Genomic DNA, 17,302 nt, shown 5'->3' on the forward strand with positions numbered 1-17,302 from the left:
GCGCGAAGGCGAAGGGGCAACCTGGAGTTTCGGATGCTCGGCCCGCTCGAGGTCTTGGCACGACGGTGCACCAGTGGAGTTGGGCGATCAACAGCAGCGGTTCGTCCTCGTCCTGCTGCTCTTGAACTCGAGCAAGCCGGTCTCGGCTGAGCGGCTCGAGACCGTCCGGTCCCGAACGTCAGGCGATGGCAGCCGTCGTGGTATCCAGCGCTTTCCGCCACAAGGCCATCTGACGATCCGGAGGATGGTGACCACCAAGATGTTCGTGGAGGAAATCTTTCAGATTCATTTGAGCCAAGGACGAACTCGCATGAGCGTCGAGTAGATCGACCAGCGTTCGGCCGCCCATCGTGACCACGTACTCGAGGAGTTCGAGCTCGTCCACGCCCATGATGTGCAGAAGTCGCAGCTCGGAGTCCTGGAGCACGCCTTCTAGCCGAAGACGCTCGTCGATCACCGCTCGAGTGACCGGCCCCAACGGAAATCCCTCGCTGATGGCCAGAACGGGAACGAACCTTCGGTTGTCCATGCGAGGACGTCCGGTGAGCGGACTTTCGTCGCGCCGCAACCGGCTCAAGGTGGCTTCGAGTTGCTTCGCTTTCGCCACGACGCCCCTCACCACATCCTCCAACAGGGCCTGCGGAGACGCGGCCGCGACCAGCTTGCGCTGCACCTGCCGGGAACTCACCTCGAAGGCGACCCAGGCATCTGCTTCTTCAATCACCGCATCGCAGACCTGCCGCCCCTTCTTGCGTGGGTAGGCCGCTATCAACTCGTCTTCACCCCAGAGCCGCTTGAAGATTCCGCGACGCGGCGCAATCGCTTCGAGTACCTCCAGCACGTAGCGCTCGGTATTTTTCCTGAGATAGCCCACGACCGTGTCTAGCTCGAGGTCGGAGTTTCCTGGCTCCACATCGACACTCTCCGCCAAAGACTTCATCGCAAACGCGATGTCCCACATCGGCAGCCACCCGTAGACCCGGTTCATCACGAATTCGGGATCGATGACGACCATCTCACCCGAATCAAGCAGGAGGATCGGGAACCGCTCGAACGCGTTGAACGACCATGTTCCGGCGAACCCGTCGTCATCGATGACCTGAAGGAGAGCATGCCGATCCCGCGCCAGCAGCCTCAGCACGGCATCAAGCTGCTCGCGCCGCCACGAGAGCCTGTGCTGCACGGCAACAGGGTCGAGTACCGGTTCCCCTTGCATGGCCACGCCCCACAAAACGGGTCGCGAAGTCGATGACGTCGCCGAGCGGAACACCGACCAGCGAGCGATAGATCCCATCGAGGTCGAACCCACGACCAGCTGCCAGGTCCTCGGCGGGAAGCTCGCGCCAACGACGCTGGAACCGAGCGACCAACGATGCGATGTCTAGCTCCGCGTTGAAGTACTGGTTGGCGACCATGTCCGCCGCCAGCACAGAGGCGCGTTCATTCGGTTCGCCATCGATCCGAAGTCCCAGATCCGGGACTGGTTCGCTGACCTCGGATTCCGTACCGAGATGCTCGTTGAGCACGAGCGCCATCCATGCCAACGACGCGAGCTCCGGTTCACCGTCCTCCCCGGTGTAGCAGTGCCGGAGCGCGTACCCGATCAGAGTCAGGATGTTGTGCGCGGTGAACAGGTGCTCGCCGTTCCTGATTCGCGTCTGCACCTGACCGAGCAGATGATCAGAGAAGACCTCGGCAGCGAAGGCTAGCTCGACATCACGACGCGAACCCTGAGGATCCTTCAACTGCACAAGCAACTGCACCAAGACCTTCACCGTGCCACCGAGCGGACACCGGGCAAGCTCCGCAGCGACATCCTCCATAGTCGGTGCGCCCAGCCCGACGTCGTCGGAACTGATGACCAGGCCGATCAAGTCGATCGGCTGCCTCGAGGCGTGTGCCGACGTCGGAACGAGCAGTCCGGAAGGCTGAGTCGTCAGCTCCCGAGCGCCGAGCACCGGTAGGGTCGAGCCGGGATGAGTCGGACCCGGACGAGCGACAGCCAGGTAAGAACCAGCCAAGCCAGACGGCTCGCCGCCGGTCCAGGCCCGTACCGCACGCTGGATCCACTCATCGGAGTCGCCCGGCCGGCGACTGGCACCCTGCGCCATAAACGCAGGTTACGTCGGCCACCGTTCATCAAGCCGGAGCACTTCAGCGTGTCGCGCCGAAGGCAGCTAGGGCGCCAATGTGACACATGGTTACAGATTCGTGACGGGCTGGCCTGCCCTACGGCACGCCAGCGGCAGTGTCAGCAGTCGACGGGCTGCCGTTTGGACGCCTGTCAAGTTAGACACCAAATCGCCCCTACTCATGGGTAGCAAAAAAGCCCAGGTCGTTGACCTGGGCTTTGCTCCCCCGCTTGGACTCGAACCAAGAACCCTCCGGTTAACAGCCGAATGCTCTGCCAGTTGAGCTACAGGGGAATGTTGCTCACTTCGGGTGCCGGTCTCTCCGACCGACGAGAAGAACTTTAGCCCACGCCCCCGAACCGCTTCACACCACCCCCCACTTAGCGCAACCACCCCCGCGGGGCCGATTTTCCTGGACAATGGACAGTCGGACGACCCAGTGACGGAAGGCGTGGACGCGGATGAAGAAGTTCCTGCTGGGGGCAGGCCTGGGGTACGTGCTGGGCGCCAAGGCAGGCCGGGGGCGGTACGAGCAGCTCGTGCGCACCTACCGCCGGGTCGTCGACCATCCCATGGTGCAGGGGGCCGCCGGCGTGGCTCGCGCCAAGATCGGGGAGCAGTTCAAGCGCTGACTCGCGCCACGAAGAACACGCGGCGGAACTCGAACCACGTCGTGCCGTCGGCGCGGGCCGGGTAGGCCCCGTCCAGGAGCGGGGCCAGCTCCGCGCGGAACTGCTCCCACTCGACGTCGTTCAGCGCCGCGCGGACCGGGCGCAGGGCCGTGCCGGTGATCCACTCCAGCACCGGCCGGGGTCCGTGCAGCGGCTGGACGTACGTCGTCTCCCAGGCGTCGACGCCGCAGCCCGCGTCGGCCAGGAGGTTCGCGTAGCCGAGCGGCGTCGATACCGCGTCGTCTTCGCGCAGCACCACCTCCGCCAGGCGGGACGCCCAGCGCGGGGACGCCGCCAGTTCGCGCGTCAGCACGTGGGACGGCGCGTCGAAGTTGCCCGGGACCTGGACGGCGAGGAACGCGCCCGGCGGCAGCTCCGCGGCCCAGCGGCGCAGGAGCGGACCGTGGTCCGGCACCCACTGCAGGACTGCGTTCGACACCACGACGTCGGTGTCCGGCGCCGGTGTCCAGTCGCAGACGTCGAGCAACGCCGCGTCGAGACCGCGGGCGCGGGCAGCAGTCACCATTTCGGGTGAACTGTCGCCGCACTCCAGTGCCGCCGTGGGCCAGCGGTCCCGGAGGGAAACGGTCAGATTGCCCGGACCGCACCCGAGGTCGACGACGCGTCTCGGCGCCGCAGCGGTGATCCGGGAGGTCAAGTCGTGGAACGGCCGGGCCCGCAGGTCGGCGTAGTCGAGGTACTTCGCGGGATCCCACACGGTCGCCTCCCATAACAGTACGCCTGTACTGAGTACGAGCGTACTGCTACTCGGCGGGGTTGACCAGCTTCGCGGCGACCTGCTCGGCGATGGCCCCGACCAGCGTGACGTCGGTGCCCGGGTCCGGCCGGACCTGCAGGACCGTGCCGTCGCGGCCGGGGACCTTGCGCTGCACGAACCACGCTCCTCCGGCGCCGATCTCCTGCCGGTGGCGCGACCGCACCGAGCCGTCGACGCGCAGGCGCACCTCGTGCGGCACCTTGCCCGGCGACGGCAGGCGGAACCGCACCGGCGGCAGGTCGGCGAGCACGACCGCCGACCCGGCGGTACCCGTCTCGACCGACTCGGTCAGCACGAAGACGCCGTCGGCCCAGGCCGCCTTGCCGATGAGGTGCCAGCCGACGCGCCGCGCCGCGCCATCGGAAGGGATCCACAGACCCAGTGCCGTCACGACCAGGTGCCCGCCGTCCTCGACGGCGGCGCTGTCGAGGACGTCTTCGCCGGGCTCGAGAACGCCCGGGAAACCGGCGGGCGTGCGGTCGCCCAGCAACCGGCGCAGCGAAGGAAAACGGCTACCCATGACTCAGCTCCACGCGCCGGCGGCCGCCTGCTCGCCCAGCGACTTCTTGTACTGCTCCAGCGCGACGAGGTCGCCGAACAGCGCGCGGTAGTCGTCCGGTGCTTCCACCGGTGACAGCCGCTGCAGCTTTCCCTTGATCTCCGCGATCTGCCGCCCGACGAGACCCTCCTGCAGCCGCGCGAGGATCGACGAGATGTACCGCGAATCGACCTCGTCCTTGGCCTGCAACGGTTCCACGGACAGCTCGGAGAGCACCCGCCGGACCGTCCCTTCGGGACAGTGCGGGACAGCCGCGTCCAGCAGCGCCGGGCCGGTCAGGCCCGAACCCGCGCCGCCCGCCTTGAGCACGGCTTCGTGCACCGCGACGTACACCGGGTGGGTGAACGCCTCCAGCGGCAGCGCGTCGTACTCCGGCCCGGCGATGGCGGGCTGCTGCAGCGCGGCCTTCAGCGCTTCGCGCTGCACCGCGAACCGCGGGTCCTTCGGGGCCGGGCGGGCCATGTCCTCGGCGGCCGGGGCCGGAGCCGCCGGGGCGCCGGCGCGCGCGGGCTGGCGCAGGGGCGCGCCCCCGCGCTTGTCCGTCACGCCCGCGCTGCCGCGGACGCGGTTGACCACCTGGGCGACGTCCTGCCAGCCGACCCACCAGGCGAGCTTCGACGCGTAGCCGTCCCGTGCCGCCCGGTCCTTGATCGACGCCACCATCGGCACGGTCTTCTGCAGCGCCGCGACCTGGCCGTCGACCGAGTCGAGGTCGTAGTTCTTCAGCGTGCTGCGGATGACGAACTCGAACAGCGGCGTCCGCCGCGCCACCAGGTCCTTCACCGCGCTGTCGCCCTTGGCCAGCCGCAGTTCGCAGGGGTCCATGCCGTCCGGCGCCACCGCGATGTACGTCTGGCCGGCGAACGTCTGGTCGCCTTCGAACGCCTTCAAGGCGGCCTTCTGGCCCGCTTCGTCACCGTCGAAGGTGAAGATCACTTCGCCGCGGAAGGCGTCGTCGTCCATCATCAGCCGGCGGAGCACCTTCATGTGGTCTTCGCCGAACGCCGTGCCGGACGACGCCACCGCCGTCGGCACGCCCGCCGCGTGCATCGCCATCACGTCGGTGTAGCCCTCGACCACGACGACCTGGTGCCGCTTCGCGATCTCGCGCTTGGCCAGGTCGAGGCCGAACATGACCTGGGACTTCTTGTAGATCGGCGACTCGGCGGTGTTGAGGTACTTCGCCGAGATCCGGTCGTCGTCGAACAGCCGCCGCGCGCCGAAGCCGACGACCTCGTTGCCGACGTCGCGGATCGGCCAGACCAGCCGCCGGTGGAACCGGTCCATCGGGCCGCGCTGGCCCTCCTTGGACAGCCCCGCCGTGAGCAGTTCCTTGACCTCGAAGCCGCGGGTGAGCAGGTGCTTGGTGAGCTTGTCCCAGCCGCCGGGGGCGTACCCGCAGCCGAACGTCTTCGCCATGGCGGCGTCGAACCCGCGCTCGGACAGGAAGTCCCGCGCCGGGCGTGCCTCGTCGGTCACCAGCTGCTCGGCGTAGAACTCCTGGGCCGTGCGGTGCGCCTCGATCAGCCGGCTGCGGCTGCCGCGGTCGCGCTGGATCGTCGCGCCGCCGCCCTCGTAGGTGAGCCGGAGGCCGACCCGGTCGGCGAGCCGCTCGACGGCCTCCACGAAGGTGATCAGGTCGATCTTCTGGACGAACTTGATCACGTCGCCGCCCTCGCCACAGCCGAAGCAGTGGAAGGTCCCGTGCGCGGGGCGGACGTTGAACGACGGCGTCTTCTCGTTGTGGAACGGGCAGAGGCCCTTCAGGCTGCCCCCACCGGCGCGCCGCAACGCCACGTACTCCCCGATGACCTCGTCGATCCGGTTCCGCTCGCGCACCTCCGCGATGTCGCTGTCCCGAATCCGTCCTGCCACGCCACCCACTCTAGTCTTCCCGCTCTCCCCGGCTCCCCCCGTGTGCGGCACACTCGGGCCATGGCCTCGACGCCCACCGCCCAGGAGACGCTCGCCGCGGAGTTCGCCGCGCACCGCAGTCACCTGATCGGGGTGGCCTACCGGCTGACCGGCACGCGTGCCGACGCCGAGGACGCGGTCCAGGAGTCCTGGCTGCGGCTGGCCGGCCTCGACGACGCGGGCCGCGCGGCGATCCGGGACCTGCGGGGCTGGCTCACCACGGTCGTCGGCCGGATCTGCCTCGACCGGCTGAAGTCGGCCGCCGCGCAGCGGGAGAAGTACGTCGGCAACTGGCTGCCGGAGCCGGTCGTCACGCCGTTCGGGCGGCCGGTGAGCGAAGACCCCCTGGACGTCGCGGTGCGTGACGACGGGCTGCGGATGGCCGCGCTGGTCGTCCTCGACAAGCTGACCCCGGAACAGCGCGTGGCGTTCGTGCTGCACGACGCCTTCTCGGTGCCGTTCGCGGAGATCGCGGACGCGCTCGGCGTCTCGGTCGAGGCCGCGCGCCAGCACGCCTCCCGCGGGCGCAAGGCACTGGCCGACGCCGACCCGGCGCCGCGCGTCCCGCTCGAGGACCAGGCGAAGATCCTCGAGAAGTTCCTGATCGCCCTGCAGCAGGGCGACATCCGGGCGATGACCGAGCTGCTGGCGCCGGACGTGGTGCTCATCGGTGACTCGGACGGCAAGGGCCGCACCGCCCGCCAGCTCATCCTCGGCCCGGACAAGATCGCCCGGTTCTTCGTCGGCCTCACGCGCAAGTACGCACCGGGGATGTCCGAGCGCGGCGTCCCCGTGCTGGTCAACGGCGACCTGGGGATGTACCTGCCGCCGATGCCGGGCCGCGACGGCTTCCTCGCCCTCGACGAGCACGTCCAGTCGGTCAGCATCCGCGACGGGAAGATCGTGGCCGTCTACGATGTCGTCAACCCCGACAAACTGGCGCGGATCACGCGTCCCGGTGCTGCACCTTCGTGATCCCGGCGGCCAGCACGACGGCGGCGAAGGCGCCGTAGTAGGCCAGCGCCCAGCCCGGGCTCAGCGGCGAGTCGGACAGCACCGCGGCGTTGCCGCCGTCCCGGCCCGCGTTCGCCTCGCCGCTGCCGCTGAGGAACCTGGTGGCGGCGTTCAGCGGCAGCCACCGGTGGATCGCCTGGCCGGCCCGCGGGATGAGCTGGACGACGTTCTCCGCCATGAGCGGGTAGCCGACGACCAGCGCCACCGCACCGGCGGTGTGCCGCAGAAGCAGCCCCACACCCACCCCACAGACGGCGGTGAGGGCGAACACCGGTCCGGTGCCGGCGACGATCCGCCAGTCCGCGGCGCTGTTCAGGGCCAGGTCGGCGTCCGGGGCGAGGAGCCGGGCCACCAGCCAGGCCGCGAACGCGGCGGCTTCGCCGAGCAGGAAGGCGTACCCGGCGACGAGCGCGGCTTTGGCCAGCAGCACCGGCGTCCGGCTCGGCACGGCCTGGAAGGTGCCGTGGATCGTGCCGGAGTGGTACTCGCTGGTCACCGCGAGCGCGGCCAGCACCAGCACGGCCACCAGGGCGAGCTGGGAGCCGAACTGGGTGCTCGCGACCGTGGGCGGCCGGTGGGACTCGGTGGCGGTGAGCGCGGTGAGCACGGCCGGGAAGGCCAGTGCGACCAGGGTGAAGACACCGCACACCCAGGGCGTGGCGATGCTGAAGAGCTTGATCCGTTCACTGGCGACGAGGTGCATGCCGTGCACGGTCCCGCGGCGGACCCCGGTGGCGCGTCCCACCGGGGTCGGGTTCCCGGCGTCCTACGGGAGCGGGACCCGGCAGGCGTCGCCGGAGGTGAACCCCTGGTCGACGAGGCCGAGTGCGCTGTTCATCCGGGCACGGGAGTTCTCCAGCGCGATCTGGTAGGTCAGCTCGAGGACGCCGTCGCGGCCGAACTCGCGCTCGAGTTCGACGACCTGTTCGTCGGTCACCGTGACCCGGTCCGCGGACATCGCGTCGGCGTAGGCGATGGCGAGCCGCTCCTGGTGGCTGAAGGCGGGCGAGCTCGCGTAGTCGTCGATCTCCTTCAGCCGCTCGATGTCGAGGCCGTCGTGCTTCTGCAGCATGGTGCCGAAGTCGACGCACCACGAGCAGCCGATCCGCGTGGCGACCCGGTAGACGGCGAGTTCCCGCACGTTCGGCGGCAGCTTCTTCGACGCGCGCTCGACCAGCAGTTCGTGGGCGATGCTCGCCCGCAGCAGGCCGCGGTGGTGGGCGGTGACGGCCATCGGCTCCGGCACCGCACCGTAGCGGCGGCCGGCGATCCGGTAGAACAGCTTGAGGACCGGTCCGGCTTCCGTGGCCTTCTTCGCGGGGATACGCGGCATTTCGCTCTCCTTGGTCTCGGTTCTACCGCCTGGACGAGACGGCGTCCGGGGACGTGACAGCCGGCGACGTGAGCCACGCCACCAGCAACGTCACGGCCGCCGCGGCGAACACGACGGTCAGGCCCGGCGCGGCCGGCCCGCCGGTCGTGGCCCGCGCGAGCCAGCCGAACACCGCGGCCCCGGCCAGCCCGCCCGCCCGCCTGCCGGGCGAAGGTCAGCGAGCCCAGGGTGACGCCCACCAGGTCGCGCGCCGCCCGGGTCTGGCCGAGGACGGTGTAGGCGGACGTGCACACGGCGAACGCGGCCCCGATGGCGAACAACCCCGGGACGAGGAGCCAGGGTGCGCCGCCGAGGGCCGCGGCGGCGGCGGTCGCGGCGAGCCCGGCCGTGCCGGGCAGGCAGCCGAAGCGACCCCAAGCGGTCACGTCCGGGCGGCGGCGCGCCAACGCGGCGAAGGACGCCGAAAGGGCGAGCTGCCCGGCGGTCATCGTGACGAGCAGCAGCCCGGTGCCGACCGCCGCCGAGCCGAGGCGGCGACCAGCGCGACGTAGCTGAAGGTGCCGTAGAGGGCGGCGCCCGCCAGGCCGTTGACCACCACCGCGCGGGCCGGCACGGAGTCGGCGAGGGCGGGCACGCTCAGGGGCAGGTTGACCAGGAAGATCCACCGCCAGCCGGGCGGTCCTCGGCTAGCTCTCCGCCAGGATCGCGTTGAGCGCTTCCCAGGCGTGCCAGGCCCGGGTGACGCCGAACTGGGCGGTGAACCGCAGCGCCGCGCGGACGTCCTCCGGCGCCGCGCCACCGCGCAGCGCGCGCCCGACGTGAATGCGGAAGGTGTCGGCCAGGGTCTGGTAGTGGACGTCGACACTGAGGCTGACCAGGCCGCGCTCGCGTTCGCTGAGCGTCCCCGGCCCGTGGTCGGCGCGCATCCGCGACTGCAGGTCGAAGTAGCCGGTGAAGTGGGCGTCCAGCTCGTCGAGCCGGGCCCGCACCGCGTCCGGCAGCGGGCTGGGTGCCGCGTCCGGCCCGGCCGGCTCCGGGGTCGACGAACCGGGGTCCGGATGGGCCAGGCCCAGCTCCGTCTCGAGCTCGGCGATCCGCTCGATGCCCGCCGTCGCCGCGTGGTAGCCGCAGTCGTAGGAGACGAACCGCAGCAGCTCGCGGACGTCCGCGGTGGACACCCCGGCCGCCAGCCCGGCGCGCACGTGCGCCCTGAACGCCAGGCCGAGGCTGCCCTGGCAGACGTCGGCCGTCACGCACAGGAACGTCTTCTCGCGGTCGGTCAGTTCGGGGATCGACCGGACGTACCGAGCGGTGGCCCCGGCCATCCGGGCGAACGCCGGGTCGAGCGCGGCGAGCCGATCGAGGTCCGTCGGCGTTGCAGTAGTGGTCACAATGACGCTCCCTCAGTAGCAGAACATTCGTAGCGCTACAGCCGTAGTGCTAGTGACGCTACACCTGTAGCGCAATAGGTGTCCAGCTACACTGGCGGGACCATGACCGAGATCCGCCGTCGCCCCAACGCCCGCGGCCAGGGCGAACTCCTGCGCGAAGAAATCGTCACGGCCGCCGTCCGGATGCTCGACGAGCTCGCCGACGACGAGGCCCTGTCCCTGCGGGCCGTCGCGCGCGCGGTGTCGATCGCCGCGACGTCGGTCTACCTGCACTTCCCGGACCGCGACGCCCTCGTCCTGGCCGCCATGCAGCGCTGCCACGAGGACCTCGTCGGCGTCGGCGACGCGGGCGCCGCGGCCGCACCCGGGCCGGCGGCCGCGCTGCGCGCCCGGATCCTGGCGCAGGCCGCGTGGGCGCACGAGCACCCGGGGCTCTACAAGGTGCTCCACGAGAGCAAGGTCCACCGGCGCCACGGCATGCCGTTCAAGGAGGTCATGGTCGCCCGCACGACCGACGCGGTCCAGCGGTGCATGGACGCGGGCGTGGCCCCGGCCGGAGACGCCGCGACCGTCGCCATCGACCTGCGGACCGCCGTCAACGGCACGCTGGCGCAGCGGATCAACGAGCCCGACCTGCCCTGGCCGCCCGCGGTCGAGCAGCTCGACCGGTTCCTGGCCAAACTGGTGGGCCTGCGGCTCTGACTTGTGCGTCCGGCCGCAACCGGCTTGGGTGGGCCGGTATGAACCCGCGTTTCCCGACGGTGGTCCCGCGGATGGTGGTGAGCGATCTCGTCGCCGCCGTCGCGTTCCTGCGCACGGTCTTCGGCGCGACCGGCGAGGTCGAGAGCGGGCGGCCCGCCGAGCTGCACCTCGGCGACTCGCTGGTCATGGTGTCGGCCGAGGGCGAGCGGGCGCTCTTCCCGGCGTTCCTCCACATCTACGTCGCCGACGTCGAGGCGACGTACTGCCGCGCCCTCGACTGCGGCGCGGCCAGTCTGGAGGAACCGGCGGAAATGCCCTACGGCGACCGGCGCGCGATGGTCCGCGACCCGTTCGGCAACGTGTTCCAGATCGCGCAGCGCCGGAACTGACCCGCTTCGTCAGCCCGCCAGCCGGCGCAGGGCCCTGGCCGACGGCGAACCCGGGTCCGCCGTGATGAACACGACCTGCTGGTCGTCGTCCGGCAGGGGCAGCACGTCGCAGTTCACCCGGATCGGGCCGAGCTCCGGGTGCTCGAACGTCTTCCGCCGGTGGCCCGGTGCGTGCACCGGGTGGGTGTCCCAGACCGCCGCGAACTCCGCGCTGCCCGTGCGCAGTTCGGCCAGCAGCCCGGCCAGCCGTTCGTCACGCGGGTAACGCGCCGCGGCCGCACGCAGGCGGGCCACGGCGATGTGCGAGAACTCCGCCGCGCCCGAACTGACCGGCCCGCCTCCGAGAAACCGCCGCCGGGCCAGGTTGGGGTGCGCGCCGAGATCGCCGAGGAGCGCCCCGGCGAGGGGATTCCACGCCACGACGTCGTAGGTGGCGTCGGTGACGATCGCGCCCGCCTCCGGCATCCGGTGCAGGAGATCCACGACGTGCGGCCGGACGCGGTGCACCGGCCCGGGCGGCGCCACCGGGAGCACCCCCGCCAGCCGGAACAGGTGCGTCCGCTCGGCCGCGCCGAGCCGCAGCGCGCCGGTCAGGGCGTCGAGGATCCGCGGCGACGGGCGCGGACCGCGCGCCTGCTCGAGCCGCGTGTAGTAGTCGACGGACATGGTGGCCAGCCCGGCGACCTCCTCCCGGCGCAGGCCGGGCGTCCGGCGGCGCGGTCCACCCGGCAGGCCGGCCTCGGCCGGGCGCAGGTGCTCCCGCCGGTCACGCAGGAAGCGGGCCAGTTCGTCCCTCGCCACGTCGTGCCTCCCTTGCCTGGTATCGATCGTCCCTGGTTCCCGCGGTGCGCCGGGGGCACCGTCGAAGCCATGAACAGTTTCACGGCTTTGGTCACCGGTGCCAACAAGGGTATCGGCAAGGAAATCGCCCGGCAGCTCGTCGCGGCGGGCCTCACCGTTCACCTGGGAGCGCGCGACGCCGAGCGCGGCAAGCAGGCGGCCGAGGAGATCGGCGCCCGGCCCGTCGTCCTCGACGTCACCGACCCGGCCGGCATCGCCGCGGCGGCGCGGGCGGTCGGCGAGCTGGACGTCCTGGTCAACAACGCGGGCATCCTGCTCGGCGGCGCGGCGCCCGGCGAGTCCGATGTGGACATTTTCCGCCGGACCTACGAGACGAACCTGTTCGGCGTCCTCGCGGTGACCAACGCTTTCCTGCCCGCCCTGCGCCGGTCCGCGCGGCCCCGGATCGTCAACATTTCCAGCGGCACGGGGTCCCTGGCCTGGAGCACCGGGCCGCAGTTCCCGCATGCGGGCACGTCGGCGGCGTACCGCTCCTCGAAGACGGCGTTGAACGCGCTGACGGTGTTCTACGCCCACGAACTCGCCGAAGCTGGGTTCAAGGTGAACGCGCTGGCCCCCGGCCTGCGGGCGACGGACCTGAACGACCGGGCGAAGGCCGAGGGCGACGACCCGGCCGAAGCGGCGGCGGCCGCGGTCCGGCTGGCGCTGCTGCCGGACGACGGTCCGACGGGCGGCTTCCACTCCTGGGACGGCACCACGGCGCCGTGGTGAAAGGGCCGGGGTGAACGGGCCGGGGTGAAACGCCGGGGTGGGTGTTCCGCTCCGGCTACTCCCCCGCGCTGCCGTCGATCGACTCGCGGATGAGGTCGGCGTGGCCGTTGTGCCGGCAGTACTCCTCGACCATGTGAACGACGATCCAGCGCAGGCTGGGCGTACTTCCGTCCAGCCGAGCACGCCGGGCCCGCTGCGCGAGGTCGCCGTTCGCCAGCGCTTCCCCGACCACCGCCCGCGAGCGCTCGACGGCGTCCTCCCAGAGTTCGCGCAGCCGCTCCGGGGTGTCGTCCGCGGCGGAGTCCCAGTCCCAGTCGGGCGTGGCCGTCCAGTCGACCGCGTCGAACGGGGCTGCCCGCTCGCGGCCGGCCAGCACGTAGGAGAACCAGTGGTCCTCCACGTAGGCCAGGTGCTTGAGCAGGCCGCCGAGCGTCAGCTCGGACGGCGGGTGAGCCGCGCGCAGGTCCGCCGCGTCCAGCCCGGCGCACTTCCAGGCCAGCGTCGCGCGGTGGAAGTCGAGGAGCGTGGTGGCTTCGTCCCCGTCGAGAGGCGGTTCGGGACGGCCCTGTTCGTCCGTGATGGTCACGGAAACCGACTCTACGTCGTCATCGGACGGACGTCCCAGATCCACACCCCGCCGACGAACTCCGCCGGTTTGCGCAGCAGCAGCTCCACAGTGGACTTCAGCGCTTCCTGGTTCTGGCGCGGCCCGACCACGAGCACGTCCGCGTTCCAGTACCGCAGGTCCGCGAGCGCCTGGGTGCGGTCCGCCTCCGTGACCTCCGCGGCCTGGCCGGTGCGCTCGACCTGGGCGAACAGGTCCGACGTCGGCCGCGGGACGGCGCCGTACCGGCCGCTGCGGTCGTCCGGGGACGTGGGGCCGACGAAGTAGCCCTCCGGCATCGGGTAGCCGAGGCCCGCGTCGACCTGCCAGTGCAGCGGCTCGGCCTCCCCGGTGCTCGGCAGCGGCACCGGCACCAGCGACCCGCCGGGAGCGACGTACTGCCGCCAGATCCCGTCGGCGAAGAACGGCGGCGAGAGGGGGCGCTGGTGCGTCACCAGCTCCGTCGGGGCGATCGGGAGCAGCACCGCCACGATCGCGCCGATCCAGATCATCCGCAGCGGGAACGGGGGTTTGCCGTCGAGCGGCGCCGGCTGCTCGGCCGCCGCCGTCCAGACGCGGTGCGTCGCGATCGCCAGGAGTGCCCCCACCACCGGGATGCAGCCCATCGCGAGCCGCGATTCGAGCAGCGAGTCGAGCAGCGGCAGCTGACCCAGCCACTTCCACGGGCCGGCGAGGCCGGTGTCCTCGTGGGCCACCGTGATCTCGACGCCCAGCGAAAGGAGGGCCATCACGTACGTCGTGATCGCGAGCGCCCGCGAAACGACGTCGTGCCACAGCCAGACCGTGAGCACCACCACGAGCACGATCAGCGGCCAGCCGAAGAACGCGTTCTCCTCGGTGCGGTTCATCGACACGTCCGCCGCCGCCTCGGGCGCGCCGGCGATCGACTGCGTCGCGAAGCGCGTGAACGCCGCCGTGTCGTTGCCCGCCGAGCCGTGCAAGAGCGAGTGGAAGCTCTGCGGGCCGAAGAACTGCCAGTACAACGGGAATCCGGCGATCAGCAGGGCGACGACCGCGCCGATGCCGACGCCCTTGGCCAGCGGCGCCAGCATGCCGCGGATTTCCGCGCGGTGCGGGATCAGGTACGCGATCACGAACACGAGGAAGGTGAGCGCGAAGATCATCAACGGCTCTTCGCCCAGCAGGATCTGCCACGCGACGAGCAGGCCGAGCACGATGCCGTTGCGCACCGGGCGTTCGTTGTGCGCGATCTGGATCGTCTTGAGCGCGATGAAGGGCAGCACGAACAGCACGACGAAGTTGGGGTGCGCGTTCCCGTGCGAGATCATCGGCGGCGCGAAGCCGCAGAACGCGCCGCCGATCGCGGCCGCCGTCCGGTTGGGGACCAGGTGGCGGGAGAAGACCCAGTACCAGCCGAATGCGGTGCCGGCGAGGCCGGCGGTGAGCACGATCGCCCACGTCAGGGTCGCGCCGAAGGTGAGCGTGAGGGGCGCCAGGGGGATGTTCAGGCCGAACATCGCCGCGTTGGCCGCCATGTTGACGCCGAGCGGGTAGTTCTGCAGGTCCGTGGTGAACGGGTTCTGGAAGTGCAGGACGGACTTCGCGACGACCGTCGAGTACCACTCCCACTGGCTCTGGTCGGCCGCGCCGTTCCAGAGGTAGCCGCGCTTGAGGTCGAACCACAGCCCGTTGTAGAGCAGGATCGTGAACAGCAGGAACCCGCCGGCGATCGCGGAGTCCGGCCACGCCCAGCGCTTCGGGCCTGCCGGCGGCTCCGGAGCGGGCGGGACCAGCTCGGGGACGGCTTCGGACTTCAAGCTCACGGTTCGACCACCCTGGCGAGGAAGTGGAGCGCCCCGGTACCGGCGTGCCGGACCAGCAGCAGGAACGGCCGGTCCACCGTGACGGCGACCGGGTCGTCGATCATCATCGAGGTGAGGCGCATGGTCAGCGCGGTGGCCGCCGCCCCCTCGAACCCTTGTTCGTCGACGCGCAGCACCGCTTGGTGCAGCACCTCGGACACGGTCAGCCGCGGGTCCGGGGAGAGCCCGCTCAGGTCGGCTTCATCGGTGAACACCGTGCGCACGCCGAGGCCGCGCAGCACGCCGGTCAGCGAGCTGGCCACGTCGAGCGAAACCTTGGGAAGCGCGAGTTCCACGCGCTTGAAGCGGATTTCGCCGAGCAGGCTCGTCAGCGACGCCGCCTCGAGCGCAGCCTCGGCTTCGGCGAGGTCGCCGTCGGGCAGCAGCACCACGGCCTGCAAGCCACCGGCCGCAGCCAGCTGCACCGCCTGCCAGCCGCCGGCGTGCGCATGACCGACGCTCTCGCCCAGCCACATGGTCGGGACGTCGCGGGTGCCGGACGGTGCGTGGAACGGCGCGTCGCTGGTGTTCGCCTCGCGGAAGGGCAGTTTCCAGGCGGCCTTGAGGTACAGCGCGTTGACCAGCACGGCGGCGACGTCGGAGTCGATCGAGCCGGGCGGCAGCAGTTGCGGGATCAGTCCGCGCGTGGTGCGGCCGACGTCGTCGTTGATCAGTGCGCGGGCGGTTTCGGGTTCCTTCTCGAACGGCGCGCTCGCGACGGCCGCCCCGGGCCACCCGGCGAGCTCGGCCTTGAAAGAGTCCTCGAGCGGCAGCCGGTCGTCCGCCCACAGCGTGTTGGCGACGGCCAGCTCGGGCTGTTCCTTGCTCTGCGCCTCTTCGGCGAGCCGGGCGGCGTCCCGCAGCAGGACGGCCTGCTCAGCCGGGTCACCGAGCAGCGCGACCAGCTCGTCCCGGGTGCGTCCCCGGGCGGCGAGCGCGGCGAGGGTCAGCGCACTGGCCACGGAATACGGCGAAAAGCAGGTGTTCCCGCCCCCGGCACCGAGGGCCGACTGGACGGCGAGAGCGAACCGGAGGTGGCTGTCCGTGGCCATGCGGGCGAGACTACCGGAACGGCGAACGCCGTGAATGACTGTTTACAGCGCCCACCGGCTGCTCACCGGTGCAGGCGGGTGACGTGCCAGGAGTACCAGGCGTGGGCCTGGGCGTCGGTGAGCGAAGCGACCTGGTCGACCACCACCCGGAGCAGGCCGGCGTCGTCCTCGGCCGCGTTCCAGGCCGGGACGAAGAGCGGGTCGAGCGACTCCGGGGCGCGCCGCGCGAGCGCGTGGACCAGCTCGGCGAGCAGCTCGCGCTGGCCCTCCTGCATCGCCAGGCGCCGCCGGTCGCTCATGACGTACCGCAGGGCCAGCGCTTTCAGCAGGGCCACCTCCGCCGCTACCTGGTCGGGGACGCACAGGCGGGCCCGGTAGCGGCTGAGCGGGCCCTCGCCGAACTTTTCGCGCGTGCCGGTGACCGCTGCCGTCGTGAAGCGGCCGACCAGCTCGCTCGTCAGCCGTTTGAGGGCGACCTGGGCGCTCGGCGAACCGTCCGGCTCGGCCGACGCCAGTGCCGCCACCACCGGCAGCGCCAGCAGTTCCGCCGCCGCATCCTCCAAAGTGGACACCGACTGGCCGGAGAAGTGCTTGGCGGCGGCCTCGGCGACGGCCGCGCGCTCGTCCGGATGGGCGAGCACGCGCAGCTTGATCCGGCCCGCCAGCACCCCGTCTTCGACGTCGTGCACCGAGTACGCGACGTCGTCGGCCCAGTCCATGATCTGGGCCTCCAGACAGGTCTGCTCGGCAGGCGCCCCCGAACGGAACCACTCGAACACCGGGACGTCGTCGCCGTACACGCCGTACTTCACCTGCCCCGGCTTGCGCGGCCACGGGTACTTCGTGGTCGCGTCCAGGCAGGCGCGGGTCAGGTTGAGCCCCACCGGGTCGCCGTCGGCGGAGAGGAGCTTGGGCTCCAGCCGGGTGAGGATGCGCAGCGTCTGCGCGTTGCCCTCGAACCCGCCGCACGCGGCGGCGACCTCGTCGAGCGCGCGCTCGCCGTTGTGCCCGAACGGCGGGTGCCCGATGTCGTGCGCCAGCCCCGCGGTGTCGACCAGGTCCGGGTCGGCGCCCAGCTCTTCGGCGATGCCACGGCCGATCTGGGCGACTTCCAGCGAGTGCGTCAGCCGGGTGCGCGGGACGCCGGTGACCTCGGCGCCCTCCCCCGGCCCGACCACCTGGGTCTTGCCGGCGAGCCGGCGCAGCGCGGCGGAGTGCAGCACCCGGGCGCGATCGCGGGAGAACGCACTGCGCCCGTCCGCCCGGGCGCCGGGCAGCGCCGCGCCCTTCGCCGGCTCCGGCAGCAGGCGGGCGGTGTCGTGCTCGGTGTAACCGTCGTTCACCCGG

20 protein-coding genes and 1 tRNA gene are annotated in these 17,302 nt (G+C 71.2%); 5 read left to right on the plus strand and 16 right to left on the minus strand.

The window, feature by feature from the left end:
* Positions 1-178: 178 nt before the first annotated feature.
* The 3 genes from AB0F15_RS18395 to AB0F15_RS18405 all read right to left on the minus strand — a co-directional run bounded on the left by AB0F15_RS18395 (position 179) and on the right by AB0F15_RS18405 (position 2,426).
* The gene (locus AB0F15_RS18395; RefSeq protein WP_360271320.1) at positions 179-1,183 is read right to left on the minus strand and encodes a hypothetical protein; all 1,005 of its coding nucleotides are present in this window, start codon (positions 1,181-1,183) and stop codon (positions 179-181) included.
* Positions 1,146-2,111, minus strand: coding sequence for a hypothetical protein (locus tag AB0F15_RS18400; RefSeq protein ID WP_360271321.1), 966 nt, complete (start codon positions 2,109-2,111; stop codon positions 1,146-1,148). The genes AB0F15_RS18395 and AB0F15_RS18400 overlap by 38 nt, the downstream gene beginning before the upstream one ends.
* Before the next feature lie 242 nt (positions 2,112-2,353).
* Positions 2,354-2,426 (minus strand) — tRNA-Asn (locus AB0F15_RS18405).
* 167 nt (positions 2,427-2,593) lie between these two features.
* On the opposite strand from AB0F15_RS18405, the gene AB0F15_RS18410 reads away from it, so the two are divergent.
* Positions 2,594-2,764 (plus strand): hypothetical protein, encoded by a 171-nt coding sequence (locus AB0F15_RS18410; RefSeq protein WP_360271323.1) that lies wholly within the window; start codon positions 2,594-2,596, stop codon positions 2,762-2,764.
* Here AB0F15_RS18410 and AB0F15_RS18415 read toward each other — a convergent pair.
* From AB0F15_RS18415 to dnaG, 3 genes are read right to left on the minus strand one after another with little or no spacing between them, the layout of a single operon-like run.
* On the minus strand, positions 2,754-3,521 hold the full coding sequence (locus AB0F15_RS18415; RefSeq protein WP_360271325.1) for a trans-aconitate 2-methyltransferase: 768 nt from the start codon (positions 3,519-3,521) through the stop codon (positions 2,754-2,756). The genes AB0F15_RS18410 and AB0F15_RS18415 overlap by 11 nt on opposite strands.
* Before the next feature lie 46 nt (positions 3,522-3,567).
* Complete coding sequence (locus AB0F15_RS18420) at positions 3,568-4,101, minus strand: hypothetical protein (RefSeq protein ID WP_360271327.1); 534 nt, start codon at positions 4,099-4,101, stop codon at positions 3,568-3,570.
* A gap of 3 nt (positions 4,102-4,104) precedes the next feature.
* Complete coding sequence (dnaG, locus tag AB0F15_RS18425; RefSeq protein WP_360271328.1) at positions 4,105-6,024, minus strand: DNA primase; 1,920 nt, start codon at positions 6,022-6,024, stop codon at positions 4,105-4,107.
* Between the two features lie 51 nt (positions 6,025-6,075).
* Here dnaG and AB0F15_RS18430 point away from each other — a divergent pair, with 51 nt between their 5' ends.
* Positions 6,076-7,029, plus strand: a complete 954-nt coding sequence (locus AB0F15_RS18430; protein WP_360271330.1) for a sigma-70 family RNA polymerase sigma factor — start codon at positions 6,076-6,078, stop codon at positions 7,027-7,029.
* Here the strand turns inward: AB0F15_RS18430 and AB0F15_RS18435 are convergent.
* From AB0F15_RS18435 to AB0F15_RS18455, 5 genes are all read right to left on the minus strand, one after another.
* Positions 7,001-7,771, minus strand: coding sequence for a hypothetical protein (locus AB0F15_RS18435; RefSeq protein WP_360271403.1), 771 nt, complete (start codon positions 7,769-7,771; stop codon positions 7,001-7,003). The two genes, AB0F15_RS18430 and AB0F15_RS18435, sit on opposite strands and share 29 nt — an antisense overlap.
* A gap of 63 nt (positions 7,772-7,834) precedes the next feature.
* Complete coding sequence (locus AB0F15_RS18440) at positions 7,835-8,401, minus strand: carboxymuconolactone decarboxylase family protein (RefSeq protein ID WP_360271332.1); 567 nt, start codon at positions 8,399-8,401, stop codon at positions 7,835-7,837.
* 22 nt (positions 8,402-8,423) lie between these two features.
* Complete coding sequence (locus AB0F15_RS18445) at positions 8,424-8,573, minus strand: hypothetical protein (RefSeq protein ID WP_360271334.1); 150 nt, start codon at positions 8,571-8,573, stop codon at positions 8,424-8,426.
* A 312-nt stretch (positions 8,574-8,885) separates the two neighbouring features.
* Complete coding sequence (locus AB0F15_RS18450) at positions 8,886-9,035, minus strand: hypothetical protein (protein WP_360271336.1); 150 nt, start codon at positions 9,033-9,035, stop codon at positions 8,886-8,888.
* Between the two features lie 52 nt (positions 9,036-9,087).
* The gene (locus AB0F15_RS18455; protein WP_360271337.1) at positions 9,088-9,792 is read right to left on the minus strand and encodes a carboxymuconolactone decarboxylase family protein; all 705 of its coding nucleotides are present in this window, start codon (positions 9,790-9,792) and stop codon (positions 9,088-9,090) included.
* A 102-nt stretch (positions 9,793-9,894) separates the two neighbouring features.
* Between AB0F15_RS18455 and AB0F15_RS18460 the strand changes: the two genes are divergently transcribed.
* Positions 9,895-10,494, plus strand: coding sequence for a TetR/AcrR family transcriptional regulator (locus AB0F15_RS18460; RefSeq protein ID WP_360271338.1), 600 nt, complete (start codon positions 9,895-9,897; stop codon positions 10,492-10,494).
* Positions 10,495-10,532: 38 nt separating this feature from the next.
* Positions 10,533-10,883, plus strand: a complete 351-nt coding sequence (locus AB0F15_RS18465; RefSeq protein ID WP_360271339.1) for a VOC family protein — start codon at positions 10,533-10,535, stop codon at positions 10,881-10,883.
* A gap of 9 nt (positions 10,884-10,892) precedes the next feature.
* On the opposite strand, the gene AB0F15_RS18470 is transcribed toward AB0F15_RS18465, so the two are convergent.
* Positions 10,893-11,684, minus strand: a complete 792-nt coding sequence (locus tag AB0F15_RS18470; RefSeq protein ID WP_360271341.1) for a helix-turn-helix transcriptional regulator — start codon at positions 11,682-11,684, stop codon at positions 10,893-10,895.
* A 69-nt stretch (positions 11,685-11,753) separates the two neighbouring features.
* Here AB0F15_RS18470 and AB0F15_RS18475 point away from each other — a divergent pair, with 69 nt between their 5' ends.
* Positions 11,754-12,455 (plus strand): SDR family NAD(P)-dependent oxidoreductase, encoded by a 702-nt coding sequence (locus AB0F15_RS18475; protein WP_360271343.1) that lies wholly within the window; start codon positions 11,754-11,756, stop codon positions 12,453-12,455.
* 55 nt (positions 12,456-12,510) lie between these two features.
* Here the strand turns inward: AB0F15_RS18475 and AB0F15_RS18480 are convergent, their stop codons facing one another.
* From AB0F15_RS18480 to AB0F15_RS18495, 4 genes are all read right to left on the minus strand, one after another.
* The gene (locus tag AB0F15_RS18480; RefSeq protein WP_360271345.1) at positions 12,511-13,041 is read right to left on the minus strand and encodes a DinB family protein; all 531 of its coding nucleotides are present in this window, start codon (positions 13,039-13,041) and stop codon (positions 12,511-12,513) included.
* Positions 13,042-13,052: 11 nt separating this feature from the next.
* Complete coding sequence (locus AB0F15_RS18485) at positions 13,053-14,858, minus strand: glycosyl transferase (protein ID WP_360271405.1); 1,806 nt, start codon at positions 14,856-14,858, stop codon at positions 13,053-13,055.
* Positions 14,859-14,860: 2 nt separating this feature from the next.
* On the minus strand, positions 14,861-15,955 hold the full coding sequence (locus tag AB0F15_RS18490; RefSeq protein ID WP_360271346.1) for a serpin family protein: 1,095 nt from the start codon (positions 15,953-15,955) through the stop codon (positions 14,861-14,863).
* 62 nt (positions 15,956-16,017) lie between these two features.
* Entirely contained in the window at positions 16,018-17,298 is a 1,281-nt protein-coding gene (locus AB0F15_RS18495; protein WP_360271348.1) for a deoxyguanosinetriphosphate triphosphohydrolase, read from the minus strand.
* Positions 17,299-17,302: the final 4 nt, after the last annotated feature.

This window comes from Amycolatopsis sp. NPDC026612, from assembly GCF_040638285.1.
GTDB lineage: Bacteria > Actinomycetota > Actinomycetes > Mycobacteriales > Pseudonocardiaceae > Amycolatopsis.